General features: G+C 61.9%; 16 protein-coding genes. 1 reads left to right on the top strand and 15 read right to left on the bottom strand.

What is annotated here, in order from left to right; all coding sequences use genetic code 11:
- Positions 1-180 precede the first annotated feature (180 nt).
- The 5 genes from ILP92_RS17930 to ILP92_RS17910 form a co-directional block, all read right to left on the bottom strand.
- Positions 181-3,549, bottom strand: coding sequence for a hypothetical protein (locus ILP92_RS17930; protein ID WP_198917787.1), 3,369 nt, complete (start codon positions 3,547-3,549; stop codon positions 181-183).
- A gap of 261 nt (positions 3,550-3,810) precedes the next feature.
- Positions 3,811-4,122 carry a hypothetical protein gene (locus ILP92_RS17925; RefSeq protein ID WP_198917786.1) on the bottom strand — a complete coding sequence of 104 codons (312 nt, stop codon included), beginning with the start codon at positions 4,120-4,122 and terminating at the stop codon, positions 3,811-3,813.
- Between the two features lie 87 nt (positions 4,123-4,209).
- Positions 4,210-4,545: a peptidoglycan-binding domain-containing protein gene (locus ILP92_RS17920; protein WP_198917785.1), complete on the bottom strand. Its 336-nt coding sequence runs from the start codon at positions 4,543-4,545 to the stop codon at positions 4,210-4,212.
- Between the two features lie 25 nt (positions 4,546-4,570).
- Complete coding sequence (locus tag ILP92_RS17915) at positions 4,571-4,882, bottom strand: hypothetical protein (RefSeq protein ID WP_198917784.1); 312 nt, start codon at positions 4,880-4,882, stop codon at positions 4,571-4,573.
- An 83-nt stretch (positions 4,883-4,965) separates the two neighbouring features.
- Positions 4,966-5,226: a hypothetical protein gene (locus ILP92_RS17910; protein WP_198917783.1), complete on the bottom strand. Its 261-nt coding sequence runs from the start codon at positions 5,224-5,226 to the stop codon at positions 4,966-4,968.
- A 174-nt stretch (positions 5,227-5,400) separates the two neighbouring features.
- Between ILP92_RS17910 and ILP92_RS17905 the strand changes: the two genes are divergently transcribed.
- Entirely contained in the window at positions 5,401-5,991 is a 591-nt protein-coding gene (locus tag ILP92_RS17905; RefSeq protein ID WP_198917782.1) for a hypothetical protein, read from the top strand.
- Positions 5,992-6,012: 21 nt separating this feature from the next.
- Here ILP92_RS17905 and ILP92_RS17900 read toward each other — a convergent pair whose 3' ends face one another.
- The 10 genes from ILP92_RS17900 to ILP92_RS17855 all read right to left on the bottom strand — a co-directional run.
- Complete coding sequence (locus tag ILP92_RS17900; RefSeq protein ID WP_198917781.1) at positions 6,013-6,708, bottom strand: hypothetical protein; 696 nt, start codon at positions 6,706-6,708, stop codon at positions 6,013-6,015.
- 113 nt (positions 6,709-6,821) lie between these two features.
- Complete coding sequence (locus ILP92_RS17895; protein ID WP_198917780.1) at positions 6,822-7,412, bottom strand: hypothetical protein; 591 nt, start codon at positions 7,410-7,412, stop codon at positions 6,822-6,824.
- Between the two features lie 249 nt (positions 7,413-7,661).
- Positions 7,662-8,066, bottom strand: coding sequence for a hypothetical protein (locus ILP92_RS17890; protein ID WP_198917779.1), 405 nt, complete (start codon positions 8,064-8,066; stop codon positions 7,662-7,664).
- Positions 8,063-9,349: a type IV secretory system conjugative DNA transfer family protein gene (locus ILP92_RS17885; protein WP_198917778.1), complete on the bottom strand. Its 1,287-nt coding sequence runs from the start codon at positions 9,347-9,349 to the stop codon at positions 8,063-8,065. The genes ILP92_RS17890 and ILP92_RS17885 overlap by 4 nt, the downstream gene beginning before the upstream one ends.
- A 549-nt stretch (positions 9,350-9,898) precedes the next feature.
- Positions 9,899-10,324, bottom strand: coding sequence for a hypothetical protein (locus ILP92_RS17880; RefSeq protein WP_198917777.1), 426 nt, complete (start codon positions 10,322-10,324; stop codon positions 9,899-9,901).
- A 134-nt stretch (positions 10,325-10,458) separates the two neighbouring features.
- A complete protein-coding gene (locus ILP92_RS17875; protein ID WP_198917776.1) occupies positions 10,459-11,379 on the bottom strand; it encodes a DUF2493 domain-containing protein in 921 nt (306 codons plus the stop codon).
- Between the two features lie 319 nt (positions 11,380-11,698).
- Positions 11,699-12,745, bottom strand: a complete 1,047-nt coding sequence (locus ILP92_RS17870; RefSeq protein WP_198917775.1) for a DUF7146 domain-containing protein — start codon at positions 12,743-12,745, stop codon at positions 11,699-11,701.
- A gap of 85 nt (positions 12,746-12,830) precedes the next feature.
- The gene (locus ILP92_RS17865; RefSeq protein WP_235971579.1) at positions 12,831-13,313 is read right to left on the bottom strand and encodes a DUF6915 family protein; all 483 of its coding nucleotides are present in this window, start codon (positions 13,311-13,313) and stop codon (positions 12,831-12,833) included.
- An 11-nt stretch (positions 13,314-13,324) separates the two neighbouring features.
- On the bottom strand, positions 13,325-13,795 hold the full coding sequence (locus ILP92_RS17860; RefSeq protein WP_198917774.1) for a DUF6878 family protein: 471 nt from the start codon (positions 13,793-13,795) through the stop codon (positions 13,325-13,327).
- Between the two features lie 71 nt (positions 13,796-13,866).
- Positions 13,867-15,564: ParB/RepB/Spo0J family partition protein (locus ILP92_RS17855; RefSeq protein ID WP_214650092.1), on the bottom strand; the 1,698-nt coding region annotated here is incomplete at its 5' end.

Here is a 15,564-nt window from a genome sequence, read left to right as displayed (position 1 = left end):
GATCGTTTTCGACACGGCCAGAAAGCACCGTTTTCTTACCGGACAGCCCGGTCGTTCCTTGCCGCGAATGGATCGGGCAACGCCGTTCGGTGATCCGCGCGACCGCATCCCCTGGGATTGTCGCCGAACCCGCTGCCATGCATCGTGGTCCGGCACGGACGTCTTCCGCAATACAAAAGTTTACCCGGTCGATCTTCGCCGCGACAAAGCGGCATGGACGTAAGCGTCGTACATCTGGGCAGCTCTCACCGTGCGGACAAAGGATGGCGAGGTGCGGGGATCGAACTCTTGCGCTTCTACGGGAACGGCGATCTCGATTTCGAATTCGGAATCCACCTTCTCCAGCGCGGGATATGCGACATAGGGGTCCGCGTGATCGTCCTGGATGAAGCTCACAAGATGCCCGTGTTCCTTCCCTTCGAACCACGCACCCCTTATGCAATCTTTCCACACTTCATGCAGGATGCCACGAGAATGATCGATCCACGAGGCTGCGTTGGAAGACGAGTGAATTGATCCGGCTTGCCAGAGGGTATCGCCCGTCTCCAAGAAATCACCCAAAATGTCGGTAAACGCGATACCGGCCCTGGTTCTCGCATCGAACGCTTCGGCGGTTTCGTCGTAGCCGATGAGCTGCTCTTGGCCCTTGGCGGTCCGGGTCAGATTATATTGCTCAAATCCCTTTGGATCCAACGCGTAGCCGCCGGTTAGATATTTTAGATGAGGATGCAGCGCGCGACCGTCCGAGAACCGCGCCAGATAGGCGCGCCTTGCCATTCCCTCTCGAGTACCCAGTCGCCGCGTCGACCACAGCAATGGCCCCCCGGACAGGGTTTCAGCACGCTCGTAGCCGCGGAATTGCTCGTATGACATCGCGCTTGGTAGTTCCGGTTGGAGGTGTCTCGGTCCTCCGTCGAAGGGGACAGGGGCGGTATCGTCGTCTTCCACGCATTTCAGTCTCCAAGCCGCCGCCAAGATGTCGTCGTCGTTCCAAGCTTGCGCCATGTGGTGAACGACAAAGCGATACCACAGCACTTCATCAGCCAGCACGTTGACGAAGGCTTGTATCTGTTCTTCGTCGCTCAAACCAAGAACTTCTATACCTGCTAAAATGGTCCTGCCCACGGTTTCGGGCTCGCCATTGTAAAGGGCATGGTTATCAACGTTGAAAAACCCCGTGGCTATACTTTTCATTGCGACTTCGTCTTCCTTCAGTTCATCAAGCCGCCGAGCCACAAGAAGATGGTCGTCCGGCGACGCAAAAGGGAACGTCGTCGCATTGATAGCGAAACTGCAAGGCTCGGTTGGTTTAGATTTGCCGGGACAAAATACGCGCGCCATAAAGGCCTCTGCATCCGAAGAGACCGGCGACAGTATCGCGTAACGCTTTTCCAAGAAACTCTCATTACATGGCTTGGCGAGAACGGCCATCCTGAGAGATCTCTCCGGGCAATCGAGAATGCCGAGCGCTGCTTCGTAGAGATTCATCCCAACGACGGGGTGAGGTTTCTGAAGATCCACCACTGCGGTCTTGTGGCTTTCGCGCCTCAGGGCGAATTCCGGATAGAGCGTATGGAAGCAGTCAATCAACCGATGAACCGTCTTCTTTAAAGCCGCCAATTGTGGATCTTGATCAAGGATTTTGTTGAGCGAGAGATAATGCAGCGCTAAAAACGACGCTCGATCCTGTACTTCGGCTTGCCCGCGGGCGAACCTTGCAAGCCAGTGGACCAGTACGGAATCCGATTGCTCGCTCGGAAGGTCGTCCGCATCTCCCATTTCTTCTTCGGATGGGGCGGGATAGAGAGCCTCTGCTTCCGCGAGTTGCTCACCGGCTTCGATCAGTTTGCGCGTCCATGCCTGCGTACGTTGCCTGTGCCGACCGAGGGCTGGCCCCCTCAGCAGATCAACGACATCGGAAACACCACCTATTGTGGCGAAATCCGCGGCGCGTGCCAAAACGGCAAGTTTGGACAACCGGTCCGCATTGATCGAAAGTGCCGCAGCTTCGAACAACCCGAGATAGGCAGCTCGATCTTCCCGTGTCTCGTTCCGCTCCGGAATGGCGATTTTGTGGAGCGCCCATAGTGCGAGCTGGTACTGCTTGCCCTCCAGCCATCGTTTGCGCCTCTCCGACGCAGTATCCAGAAGGGCGTGGCGCAGCTCCTCGTGAATCTCGATGCGGCCCTCTGGTGCTGTTGCGCGCCCAATGGCCCGCACGTCCTCGGGTCGCGCCGCACCCTCTCCGATGTTCTCAGAGTTGAGAATGGCGAAAAAGGCATCAATTGGCATGCTCGGCACCACGGCGGCCAGTTCGATTTGTAGACGCATGGATTCCGGCATGTTCGCCAGATAGTAGTTGATGATGTGCTGTCCGGTCGGATAGAAGTCGGCGGCCTTGTCCACATCCCCCAACCGCTCATAGTTTCGGTGGAAAATTTCGGACCAGAGCTTTGCGTAAATCGGTCGTCCCTCTGCTCGCTCCTCGACACGAGGCCAGAGAGGTTCGGGCACCTTGTGCTGAAACAGAACATTCCTGACGCCAACCGGGTTGTTTTGGAATTCACGCACCTTAATTCGGCTTCCGGCATCGGGGAATTGCACGGTGAAACGGGAGAGAAAACGGTCTTCCTCTCTGGACTGGATACGCTCTCCTAGCATCAGGCGAATTGCGGAGGGGCTCTTCGTAAGCTTCTCGATCCAGGCTAGGGTCTGCTCCGCGCTTATGGCCTCGGCGCGGTCCACGATGGCGAGAACCTTCAGGTCGTGACCTTTCTCCACGTTCAACGCGCAATCCAAGGCGAACGCTTCCGGCAGCAGCAATTCGAGCTGCTTGGTCGGATCAGCAACTGCACCGTTCCTTTCAGACAAGTCCCGCACGCGCTGCCGGAATTCGCTGCGTCTTCTTTCAAGTGTGTTTGCCGCCTTCTCAGCCGCGCCTTCGCCGACATGTTGTGCGGCAAAATCGAGCCCCTGACCGGACAGACCACCGAGGACGTTCCTTGCAAACGACATGAAGCCCTCGGGAGGGCGGTCACCGTACTGCTCAATCAGGTCGATGGCAGCATCGAAATGCTTGTCCAACCCGATCTCATTCAGAAGTTCGAGCATGGCGCCACCGGCCGCACCGCCCAGACCTAACACGGCTTTGCGCATTCGGTTAAACTCCGGATGGGATTCGTGGGCTTTCAAACCCGGTCGCCGTCGCCGCGCATAAGCGGCCAAGGCAAAGGCGTAGTTGTTAAATCTTAGAGTCCGATTGCGGGATTTCGCTCCGAAGATAAGGTTCTCGAGAAAGGCTAACCTCTCTTCTGCGGTGTCCCGATCGACCTCCATCACGTCCCAAGTCAGGATTGCCTTCCTGTTTGTCGCGCGAATCTCTTTTTCAATCAATTTAACCGCGTGGGTAAGAGTAAAAGTCTTTCCGACTCCTGCCGGTCCAAGAAGAACCAAGGCTGTTTCGCCGTCCGGTCGTGCTCGCTCGGGTGAGCCTTCCTGCTTTCCTGTCAGGCTATTGAGGTGCCAGTCGCGGATCTCGTCTTCTATCATAGTGGAATCACTTTCTAGCTTCAGCTTTCGACCCATATCAGGTCACTAGATTGAGCCGCTCAACCAAGCCCGTGCGAGCCGCTCGGCATCCGGTCCCGCACGATGCGGCGTCGGACCTTGTGCGTCCTTCGTACGATAGACGCGCGATACTGACACCGCGTCCGGCAAGGTCATCCGCACATAGCTGTCGAAGTCCAGCAGCTGAACCGCGGGAAAAGGTGGATCGGTCGCCAATAGCCGGACAAGCCAGCGCTGTTCGAATTACGGGGCATCGCTGATCGCCAGCCCGATGTTCCGTTCCTTGAACCATTTCGCTACTTCGGAAGCCTCCAGCCCCTCGGCATCGAGGATTGAACGACTCAATCCGTGAACCTCGGCACTCTCCGATGACCATGCGGCTTCCTCCCAACTCGGGTGAGGTTTGATAAGCTGCGACTCCGTCACGACGGCGCCATCGACAACCCGAGCAATCCCAATCTCCACAGGCCAGCTGTTGCTGGCCAATGAACTTGCCTCAAAGTCGAGAAAGTAGGCGGGGCGCGTGTTCACCAATTGTCGCGTCGTATCGTTCAAAGCAAGCTCAAGAGTAGATGTTGGGAAAGTCGGTCAGGCGCTGGTGCAGACATCTCAATGTCCGTGAAACAGCGCCTTCCGCGGGCTTTACAGATAGGCGTCCGAGTTCAAGAAGAGCAAAGTCTCGATGACTTGGACATCGCGCGACCATGTCCAGCGGGATGCGTGTCTCTGGTAGCGGGCCGAGGCGATCAGCGCCCGGTATGCGGCGGCTGTGCCCGGACCCCAGGCGCCGTCGATCGCACCAGTATAGTACCCTTCGGCTTTCAAGCCCTGCTGTGCCATTCGGCGAGTATCAATAGGGCGCTGGTCGAAAACTGCCCGGACTTCCTCGACGGTCACGCCAGCCGATTGCGCCGATGCAGTGCCGGCGGCAAGAACGGCTGCAGGGGCTGCGATGAGGAGGGTTCTGCGGTTGATCATGATAGGTCTTTCTTGCTTGGTCGTTTCAGGATGCGCGTTTGAGGAACTCCACATCGCCATGGCGAAGGTCACCATCGCCGTCGAGAATGGCCTTTGCCCGGTCGCGTTCGCCGTCGCTCCGGGTCGCGTCGTCAGCGATCGTCATTAGGCTTTCGCGATCATGGGTGGTCATGGCGCGCGTGACAGGTCCGCCTTTCGATGCCCGGGCGGCATGAGCGGACATTCTGGCAAGCGCCGCCTGCATCTTCGCCTTGGCTTTCTCGCGGCCGGGCGTGAACGGCTTCGCACGAATCTCGGTCAATGTGGCCAATACGGAAGCTCGGGTTGAGTCAGACATGAACAAACTCTCCTTGTGGCGGTGGAATGGCTGAAGGTGTTGGTAGAACTGGGACAAACGCAGGACTATCCTGATCCAGCCGTTCAGGTCGCCTTGGGCCGACCACGCTTGGACGCGAGCGCAGCAAGCACGCCCCAGATCACGGCAACAGGCCAGGTGATTAGGGCGCCGAGCCCAAAGGTGATGGCACCCACGATCATTGCCACGATAATCATGAAGATACCACCGCCAACGGTCGCGTAGAGAAGGCCGAGAGGACCGAAGAGAACGGTCAGAAAGAATGCCGCGAGCACGCTTTTCTCGGGCTTGGCAACAATGATGGTGGTGTTGGGGCTATCGGACATTAGTCGATTCCTCGTTCATGTGGTTGGTTATATCAGATGTCGCAGCCGGAATGCGGGCATGACAGGTCTGGTGCGTTTTTCTCCAAGAAGCGGGCAACTTTATGACCGTGTCTTGAATTACGTTGGGTTAACAATTCGTTAGGCCAACAACACTGAAACGGAAACTATCTCACTGTGGCACCGAAACCCGAAACCATTCGCAACCGTATGAGGAAGCGTGTATTCACCGCGAGAAAGACGCATGTCGCTCTAGAGGCTCATTTCGACCCCGAGAGCGCCGCGGCGGTAATAGTCGCCCGCAACCGGGGCGGCACTCTCGTCGCGCTCTTCTTCGCCCCCCAGGTCACCACCTGGTTCGATGAAGTTCCAATCGTCGAACAGGACATTCCGAACCTGGGTCGGATCTTGAAAGAGCGTCGCGCCGAAGCTCTGGCAAGGAAGCTGGCACCCCACGACATCCCGGTGGGTGCCGTTTTTGTGTACAATTTCGGCGCCACGATCCGGCGGATCACCTTCTACCGGGTCGTCTCAGTGCCGTCCCCGCGAAAGATCGGATGCGTCGAGATACCAGCCAAGGCCGTTTGGGGCACAATCGAGCAGGGCAGCCTTGTCCCGGATTTCGACCGGGAGATGACCACAACCGATCCTCAGGCTGTCTTCGAGATCACCATGGAGAGCGGCTCGCCTAGTTTGAAGGTGTCCGACTGGGGTCTTGCGCGCGGATATCTCTGGAGCGGGTCGCCCGAAACGTCGATGACCGACTGATGGTCCGGGAAGCTCCCGAGGTCATGCCTTGCCATTGTCAGGTTCGATATCCGCCTCTTTCATCATCGCCTCGAACATTTCTTCAGTCGAGTGCCAGCACCTGTCCATCTCGGCGTCGAGCGCCTTTCGCGCCGATCCCCAGGTCTCAGCCGCCTTCTCGAATCCGGGATCGGCCTCGCTACACCCAAAGGTTATGGCCGACACGGCATGGGCGTAGCCTATATCCACTGCCTCCCATCCGATTGGAATGCGCTTCATGGAAACACTGCATGACACCACCATGTCTCCGCTCAGCCGATAGCGCATGTCCTTGATCGCCTCTTCCAGCGCTGCAGGATTTCGCTCCTCGTAATATGGGCTGTCTTCGCGCTGGGACCAGAAAGTATGATAGGCTTTGCGTGCGCCGTAAGCGAAAAGCTCGCGATAGGCCGCCGCAGACAGGTTTAGACCGGTCTCGTCGTCGCCGAGACTGGTATGGAACTTTTCAAGTTTGCCGTCGGACACCGCCCGGTCGATGCAATCGTCGCAGATGTATCCATGCGGAAACACATCTTCGCCACGCACAATCCAGACGAGGCTGGACGTGTCGTATCGCGTCGAGCCGTATCCGCCATGGAACATGATCCCCGTATTATCGGTATCACTCGCCTCACCATCGCAAGTCGCGCAGTTAAAATAGGGCCAGCAATCATCACTGGCGGCATAGGTGGTTTCCATGTGGAGCTCTCCATTTCTTGCTGTCTTAGACAGCGGAAGGTTGATACTTTTTGAGGTGGATTGATGACGATCCCGCCAATTCCACGGCGGGATCGATTGCATTCGCCAAGATCTTATCGCGACGCGCTTCCTACAGCCTCGGTCAGGCGGTCTCTCGCGCGCTTCTCGGCCTGTGCGGTGGCGTTGGCGGCCTTGCGCTCTGCGGCGTCACCGCGAGGCATCGGTGTCTCGCGGGCCAGCATCGCGGCGAGGACGAAGCGGTCGCTGTCCTTCGTGCGCTCGAGCGCTTTGCGCAGCAGGGCGGATTTCAAGGCTGTCTCACCGAGCCGGGTAAGGCGAATCTCTGCGGTCTCGGCCTCGCAGCGCGCGCTCTCATACGCGATGCTGGCGGCTTCGCTGTCGCGGCGACGGTCCAGCGCATCGGCCCGGGTTCGGCGGAACATGTCGCGGGTCTTGTTGTAGGCAATGCGGAAGGCGAGAGAAGAGAGCTTGCCGGTCAGGCGTTTGCCTGCCGCGGCGTGCTCGGCAATGGCGAGACGCGTCTCCGCCGCAATTTCTTCATAGTGCTCGGCCGTAGCCGCGCCGAGGCTGCCGCGGGCGATGCCGCCTGCAATCGCCCGCTCGAGCGCCGCTACCTCGATCCGGTGAGTGGTCGAAAAGATGATGACTGCACGCGATGCGTGCGAACCGCGATGGTTCGGCATGGGCCTCTCCCGATTTTCTGAAGGGGTGAGAGGTCCCGCGAAATAGAGAGGTCTTGACCCCTCTTTGCGCGCGTAGTAGGCTCGAGGTCCTCTCGCTAGGAGGGCCGAGAGGCTACGAAGCGCGCTGCGCGCGCTAGCCTTTGTGCAGGCAAGCTCTTCATCGTGAAACGCTTGGTTGTTCTTAGTCCGGCAAACAGCGGACTTTCGGACCTTTGCTCCCTTGCAGCATGAAGAGCCAACCGGCCCTCTTCACGGCTCATCCTGAAGGTCGGAGACTGATGCCATCCTCCAGGCTCTGAGAGCGAAAACCTTGGTCTGCGTATATTGCGCAGCGAGCCTCTTAAAGCGGTTCGGACCAGGTTCATTTTCCAACCGCCCGACGGTCATTGCCCAGTATTCCTCGTGAACCATCAGGTTCTCTTCGGCGGATAATCCGTCCAGTTCCGCCGCCGTGTCGGCATTGACCGGCCGAAGGAGCTTTGCAGCCACCCATTTGCGCTCGCGAGCATCCATCGGCGCCGGTGGCGGCAGCGACCGAGAATCGTCCGCGACCATGCAGGTACAGATGTATCCATCGTCCTCATCGGTGAACGACCGGCGAAGTTCTTCGGTACGCTCCTGCAGATCGCGTTGTTCCAGAACGCGGCCTCTCATGCCGCCACCTTGCCCCTGCGAACCCTTGCCGGGCACGCTGTGTGGAACGGATTGGGGTCAAACAGCCCGCGGCAAGAAGGCTCGGTTCGATAGTCGATTTTCGCGGCCCGGATCGGTTCCCGACCTTGGCGGCAAAGGATCTGCTCGGACCCTGGCATCCCAAGGATCTTGCCCTCGTAGCCGGTCAGGGCTCCCAGCGACCAGGCAGACGCCGCATTGGCGGCCCCGAACATCGACAGGGTTCCCGCGTTGTCGAGTATCTCGGACGCCCGATCCCCGTAGAGGCCGGTGATCTGCCCGATGCTCTGCCAGAAGGTCCAGGTTCGCAGACCGTATCCACGCAAGAGCGAGGCCGCCGTCAAAAGTTCGTCCAGATGGCCCAGCGTGGCCGCCTCGTCGACAAGGAAGAGGTCCGGGATGGCGGGCCGCGCCCGGCGTTCGGCCACCGTCGTCAGAATCGCCCCCAGCCAGACGCGCAGCAGCTTTCCGTGGCTCGACAGAAGGTGTGGAGGTACGCGCAGATAGATCGTCATGGGCCGGGCTTCGCGAATGCGCTTGAGAAGGCCCCAGTCGCCCTCCAGGCTTTGCTTCGCGCGAGCCGATGCCAAGAATGCGATCTGACCGCGCAGCGTCGCTAGGATCGAGTTGCGGGTCTTCTCCGGCGCGTCCGTATAGGCCCTGGCCGCGGCAGCCATCGCGCCCCCGTGAAGATCGCAATGCTGCATTGCGACTAGCATCTCCTCGAGATGATCCGCCACGCCCCACATGCGATGGAGAAGTGGCAGGGCCCGCTTCTCACGGGGGATGTGGGTTGCAAGAAAAAGAAGGGTTCCGGCGACGATCATTTCCGCCATGTCCTCCCAGAACGGGTCCAGCATGGCACCAAACCCGCCGCGCATCATCCGCGCCAACCGTTTGCACTGATCATGCGCATCGAGACTGGCCGGATTGATCGCCTCCATCGGGTTGAACGCGTCCGATTTCTGTCCGAAAGGATCGAGGATGACGACCTCCTGCCCCAAGGCGCGGCGAGCGCGGGCCGTCACGCCCGCGATTTCGCCCTTCACATCCATGATAACCATAGAGCCGGGATAGGTGATGGCGGCCGGGATCACCTGCGAGACGCCCTTGCCAGTGCCGGTTCCTGCGATGGTCACAAGGCCTGCATCGCTTTCGTCGGTGATAATCTCACCGCCTCCAAACGCAGTAGTGCTCGCGGCGAAGCCGAGTGGCGCGGCCTCGGCAATTGTGCGGCCGAGCAGAATTGATTTTGATGAGGTCATTCCGGTCTCCCTTGATATCTCGATGAACGAGGTCGCAGGACCGAAGGAGTCATGACATAAGGCGAGATGTTATGGGGACATAATCCACCGTTTCTGTCCCCGCTCCGAAAGCTGCCGTTTGTCGAAGGTCGGCTTGGTCCGCTATCCTTCCGTCCAGCCGTGTCCGCTTTTCACCTTGGTCTAGCGGTTTTCGGATGACCGCTATCGGCCCCAATCGGCTCGTTCGCCATTTCGAGAGAGCAAAGAACGTGCCTCGTCCAGGAATCCGGACGACACATCGGCGGCGATTAGTCTCAATTCTGTTGGCAGGCCTGCAGGGAGAAGGGATAGTAGAGTGCGACCAGCAGCAACGCCTCGATGAGCAACCTTCGGAACTGCCCCCTCATATCAAGACGCCCATTCCAAGCTTTCCGACGAGGGCGGTGGCGACAATCGTGGTCGATCCGAGCTTCGACCCAACGTGAGGCGCCCTTCCGAGGGCGATGCCTCGTCCCGGGTGGTCGGCCGTCTCCCATCGTTCGCCGCGCGCCCGCAGTCAAACGGCGCGGGTCAGCCGGGGTGCGTCTCGTCGGGTCCGGCGAGGGAGGCGATGCGTGCCCAGGCCGTGCCGCCGACGACGAACGCGCCGATCCAGCCGAAGACCAGCGTCCAGGTTTCACCCGCGCCGCCGATCTCCGACAGCCCCTTGATCGTATGGAGCCCGGCGACCCCGGCCGGCAGCGCGTAAAGCGCGCCGAGAGCGAGCCGGACGGGGACGGACTTGATCGTGGCGAACGCGATCTGGCCGAAGACCAGCGTCGCGGCGCCTGACAGGAAGGCCGAGACGAGCGCCGCGAGAACGCCGACATCCGTGTCGTACACATAGATCCCGACGCTCATCGCGACGAAGACCGGCAGCGCATAGACCGCGAGCGTGAAGAGCACATAGAGCAAGAAGCCGAGGCCCAGAATGCTGGCGATGGTGGATACGAACATGGGCGGATCTCCTTCGTAGAGGATTGCGCTTCCACAACCGCCACGGGAAGTGAAAGCATAGCAGAAAACGGGCCACGCCGGTATGCACCGGCGCGGCCAGCCGCGATGCGTTCCGGGCATCACCGGATGCGCCCTCAGCCCTCCTTTCGGGGGCGGAAGTCGTAGAGCGGGATGCCCATCGCCCGGGCCTTGTCGGCGAGGTTGTCGGTGATGCCGGAGCCCGGGAAGACGACGAGCCCCATCGGCACGGTGTCGAGGAGTCGATCGTTGCGCTTGAACGGCGCGGATTTGCCATGACGGGTCCAGTCGGGCTTGAAGACGATCTGCGGGCATTTGCGGTTGTCGGCCCAGTAGGCGGCGATCCTCTCGGTGCCCTTGGGCGATCCGCCATGGAGCAGGATCATATCGGCATGCTTGGCCTTGACCCTGTCGAGGACGGTCCACACCGCGTCCGTGTCGGCGTGGTCCTGTCCGCCAGTGATCGCGATCTTCGGGCCTTCGGGCAGGAGCGGTTCGAGATCGGTGCGGCGCTTGGCGGAGAGATAGTCCCGGCTGTCGATCACCGCGGCGGTCAGGGTGCGGCGGTTGACCTTCGAGCCGCTGCGCGGATGCCAGGCCTGGCCCAGATGCGCCTCGAAGAGGTCGGCGGCTTTATCGCGCATCGCCTCGTAGGCGTTGCGGCGTTCGATGAAGCTGATGCCTTCGGCAGTGAGTTGCTCCAGTTCGACCGAGCGGATCTCGGAGCCGTCCTGTTCGCGCTGGGACCGCTTCTGCGCCTGTTCGTTGTGGTCGAGATCCCGGTCGATCCGGGCGGCCATGCGGTGGAAGATATTGGTCGTCGACCACAGGAGGTCGTCGAGGTCGGGCTCGAGACGCGTATCCGCGAGGGTCGCGACGAGGGCGTCGAAGATGTCGGCGAGCGCGCCGCCGAGCCGGTTGGCCTCCGGGAGCGGGCGGGGGTCGGGTTCGTCCGCAAAGGGGCGGTAGCCGTAGAGCTGCAATTCGTCGAGAATCATGGCGGTCGCGGAGCTGGTGTTTGGATCGTGTCGGGTCATGTCGGGGTCGCCTTTCTTGCTGTCGGAACCGCGCCTCGCGCGGCCTTCCCGGGCGCCGGGAAAGCGGGGGCCGACCGGGCCTGCACCGATCCTCGGGATCGGCCGGAGCGCAGCGGAGGACGGCGAAGGCGACGCCGTTTTGCCTCGCGATGCAAAGCCGAACCCTCTTTGGTTCGGCGGCGGAAAACGGTGTCGCCGCAGCCGTTGCCGGACCGGGCGGTCTCCGCTCCGTCTCGCCCCTCTCGGAAGGCCGTCGGGCGCGGCTCTCGTCGCATGGCGATCCGATATGATCGACTGCGATGCCCGACGGTGCGAACGGTCAGGGAGCCTCGTCGACGCGCAGCCGCGCGACATCGGCCGCCGCGAGCTGCGGACGCAGTTGCGCCCGCATCTCGGCGAGGCCCGTCCGGCGGAGGTCGTCGTTGAAATCGTTGCCCGCGGGCCAGAGCCGGATCGCCTCGATCCGTTCGTCCTCCGCCCGGGTTGCGATCGCGTCCGCCGCCGCCATGCCCGCCGGGTCGCGATCGACAGCGATATAGAGGCGGTGGGTCCCCTGCGGCAGGACCAGAGCTGCGAGGTGACTGGCGGAGAGCGCGGCGATTGCGGGCAATCCGGGGAGCGCCATGCGAAGTGAGAGCATGGTCTCCAGCCCTTCGCCGACGGCCAGGAGATCGTCCGGGGTACCGAAGCGGACGCCATGGCCGAGCAGATGGCCCATCGCCTTGCGGTTCGGATCAATTGGCGCCTTGCCCGCACTCTCCGGGTCGAGCCAGGTGCGGTGCAGTCCCGTCAGATGACCGTCGGGATCGGTGACCTTGGCGAGCAAGGCGGGCCATGTCTCCGGGGCGTCGTCCTCTTTGCGGTACTCGCGCCAATAGTAGCAACGGGGATGGAAGCGGAGCGCCCCGGTGTTCCGAACGCCGGAGATCCCACGGCCGACGAGATATCGTTCAGCCAGAGTGCCGGAGATCGGCTGTCCCATCGCCCAGAGGCGCCGGGCGGCCTTCGGCGAGCCGACCGGCGCAGGATCCCGACTCTCCCGGACGGGCGGGTCGGCTTTCGGCAGGTTCAGGAACCGGCGAGCCTCCTCCATGGCGTCGCCGATCGATCCGAGGCCAAGGCCCTGCGCGATGAGATCGAGAAGGTCCCCATGATCCCCGCTTGCCGCGTCGGTCCAATTTCCCGCCGCGCCGGGGCCAGAAATTGGGCCGGTAAGCCGGACATAGAGGCTCCGCCCGGGTGTGTTCCGGACATCGCCGACGATCCAATAGCGCCCCTGCCGGCATCCCTTCGAGAGGTAATGGTGACAGACGGCGTCGGCGTCGCGCGCGAGCCGTTCCGCAATTTCGGATGCAGAGTTTTCCATGATGCCTCCTTGGCTGCAGGCAGAAAAAGAGGGCCCACCGCGTCCGGCAGGCCCCAAGTGCGAGGGAGGGGGGAGTCTCCCCTGCTCAGTTGTCACCTTTGACGAAGGCGGTAACCGCAGTATCATCTCCTGAACTGGCCGCATCGGCCATCGACCGCGCGCCACCGATTGCCTGTCTTTGCGCGACCTTCGGTTCGGTGCTTCGGCCATCGCTCGCGGCGAAGGGATCGACGATCCGATGGATCGGCTGCGCACGGCCCATCCAGGGTTCGGGACGGATGCAGCGCACCCAATCGGCGAAGCTCGGGATGAAGCCGAGATCCTCGATGACATGTTGCTCGCCGATCAGGCGCACAGGGACGACACGTCCGGTAGAGGCGGTGATCGTTGCATCGAAGAAGCGTTCCAGCATGAAGATGCCTTCGGCGTGGTGGCGCAGCGCCCGGTGCCGGAAATCGGCGGTCTGGCTCTTGCTCTCGTCGAACCAGGCATGGAGATCGATGTAATCCTCGGGCACGCCGCCGAAGCGCCGCGCCGAGGACAGCGCATGGTGATAGGGATGTCCCATGTCCGCCCCCCTCAGAATACGTGTTCAGAGGAGTCGACATCCTCGAAGCGCTGGTTGAATTCGAGCGTGATCGATCGGTCGGCCACGTCGAACGTAAAGGTCCCGAACGCGCCCGCATTGATTTCCCAGCCGCCATGCTCCTGGGCGAGGCAATCGTACGCCATATCTTCGACGGCCTCGCGGACGGACATGCTGCGCTCGACGGGCTCGGTATCGCGCCAGCCGAGTGTGGCGAGCGTGATCGTGGCATCGGGCAGGTCGGCATCGGCCTCGCAGGCCTTCGCATCGATGCTTTCGATTTGTCCGCTATCGCCGCAGCCGTCAAATTCCACGGTCACGAAGGTGATTTTAGCATCTGCAAGCGCTCCGAAGAGCGCCGCCTTGTTGGCAGGCCGGATCGCGTCGGCGGCGGCCGTGCGGGCGCGCTGCTCGGCTTCCCATTTGGTAATGTCGAAGGTCGGATTGGATGTACTATCGGTCATCTCTGATCTCCCTGGAAAAGAGAAAGGCCCGGCGCGATGGCCGGGCCTGTGATGGCGGTGATGAGACGGCGCTATTCGGCGGCGACGGACTCGGTCGGCTCGTCAGCGGGTTCGGGCACGGTCGTCTCGGCGTTTTCCGCCTCCGGATCGCTCGGTGCGTCGTCGACCGTGTCGTCCACAAGCTCGATCTCCGCGTCGTCGTCGCTGTCGGCGAGCGGCGGAGTTCGCAGCGGATCGGGCAGCCAACCCGCGCCATCGAGCAGCTCTTCGGCCGCCGTGACCATCTCGGGCTTCTTCAGGCCCGCGATCCGGTCGGCAGCGGCGTCGCCCTTCGCCTCGCGCACCGCGTCGAGGATGCGGGCCTTGGTGACACGGCCGAAATAGCTGTCGGCCGTCGCGGTCCAGCCCGCCGCCGCCATGTCGAGCCCGATCGTCGCGGCCAGCGAGCCTGCGTGGGCCATCTGGCGCGGCTTGCGGTAATGCGGATCGTGCACCGCGTTCACGCACATCGCCACGCAATGGGCGAACAGCCCTTCGCGGCTGTCGCTGTCCCATTCGATCAGGACATCCCAGAGATCTTCCGGCGCCTTCGGCAAGTTCTTCGCCCAGCTCTCGGAGCGCGTGTCGATCGCCAACGCGTAGGACGTGTCGCCGAGGCCGGGTGCCTGCGCCCCGAAGGCGGCGGAGCGCGGTTCGATCTCGATGCAGCTGTCGAGCGCGTAGCGATAGAAGAGCCGCAGCACCATCGCGTGCAGCGCCGCGAGATAGGCGACCTGCGGGTCCCGCGCCAGCGCGTCGCGCAGGGCGAGCGTGCGATGCGCCGTCAGCTCCGCGACCAGCCGGTCCGACAGCGGTTTCAGGCCGTCGTCCTCGTCTTCCTCGTCGGCTGGGTCGGCGATGGCATCTTCCGCCGCGTCGGTCGAAGCGTCGTCACTACCAACGGAGTCGGAGTCGACCGAAGTCTCGTCGGCCTCCTCGACCGGCTCGTCCTCGGGACGGACATAGCCGCGCTCGACGCGCAGATGCCCTGACCCGTCGATGCTGACATAGGCCCCCGCGATGGCGAGCTCGTCCGGCTCGAACCGGACCGGTCGATCCTGTAGAGCCTCCATCGCCGTCTCAATCTCGCCGAGACGGGCGTCGATCTCGTCGGGCAGATCGTCCGCATCGGCATATTCGTCCTGAAGCCGTTCATACTCTTCGCTGAGACTGGCATAGGTTGCGGCCTCTTCATCGCTCATCGGCTCGGTCTCACCGCGGATTCGACGCTGCCCGTAGGTATGGCCGTAGGGAAAGTCGGTCGATACCTCGACCCAGTGCCAGCCCTCGGCGCGGATCGCATCGGCCTCCTCGCGCAGCCGTTCGGCCACCATGGTGTCGAGAAGCCCCGCATCCTGCAGCCAGCCGCCATCGTCGGACTGAAACAGGTCGCGCAGGATATCGCCGCCCGCCTCGACGTAATTGTCGAGACCGACGAACTGCGCCCGCCGGTCGGAGGCGCGCACCGCACCTTCGGTCAGCATGCGGCGAATCTCGTAGGGCTGCCTGGAGTAATGCCGCTTCAGCGCCTCCCAGACCTGTTCCTGGCGTTCATGATCGGGCGCGACCGTAAACGCCATCAGCTGGTCGAGCGTCAGTTCCTCCTCAGCATAGGCGCCGAGGAGGGCAGGTGCCACCGCGGCGAGCTTCAGTCTCTGCTTCACCACATTGGCCGAGACAAAGAACGCCGCCGCGATCTCTTCCGCGGACTTGCCTTTCTCACGCATCGA

Origin of the sequence: Palleronia pontilimi, from assembly GCF_016412875.1 — a bacterium.
GTDB lineage: Bacteria > Pseudomonadota > Alphaproteobacteria > Rhodobacterales > Rhodobacteraceae > Palleronia > Palleronia pontilimi.
This window is presented reverse-complemented; position numbering and strand designations above follow the sequence as displayed.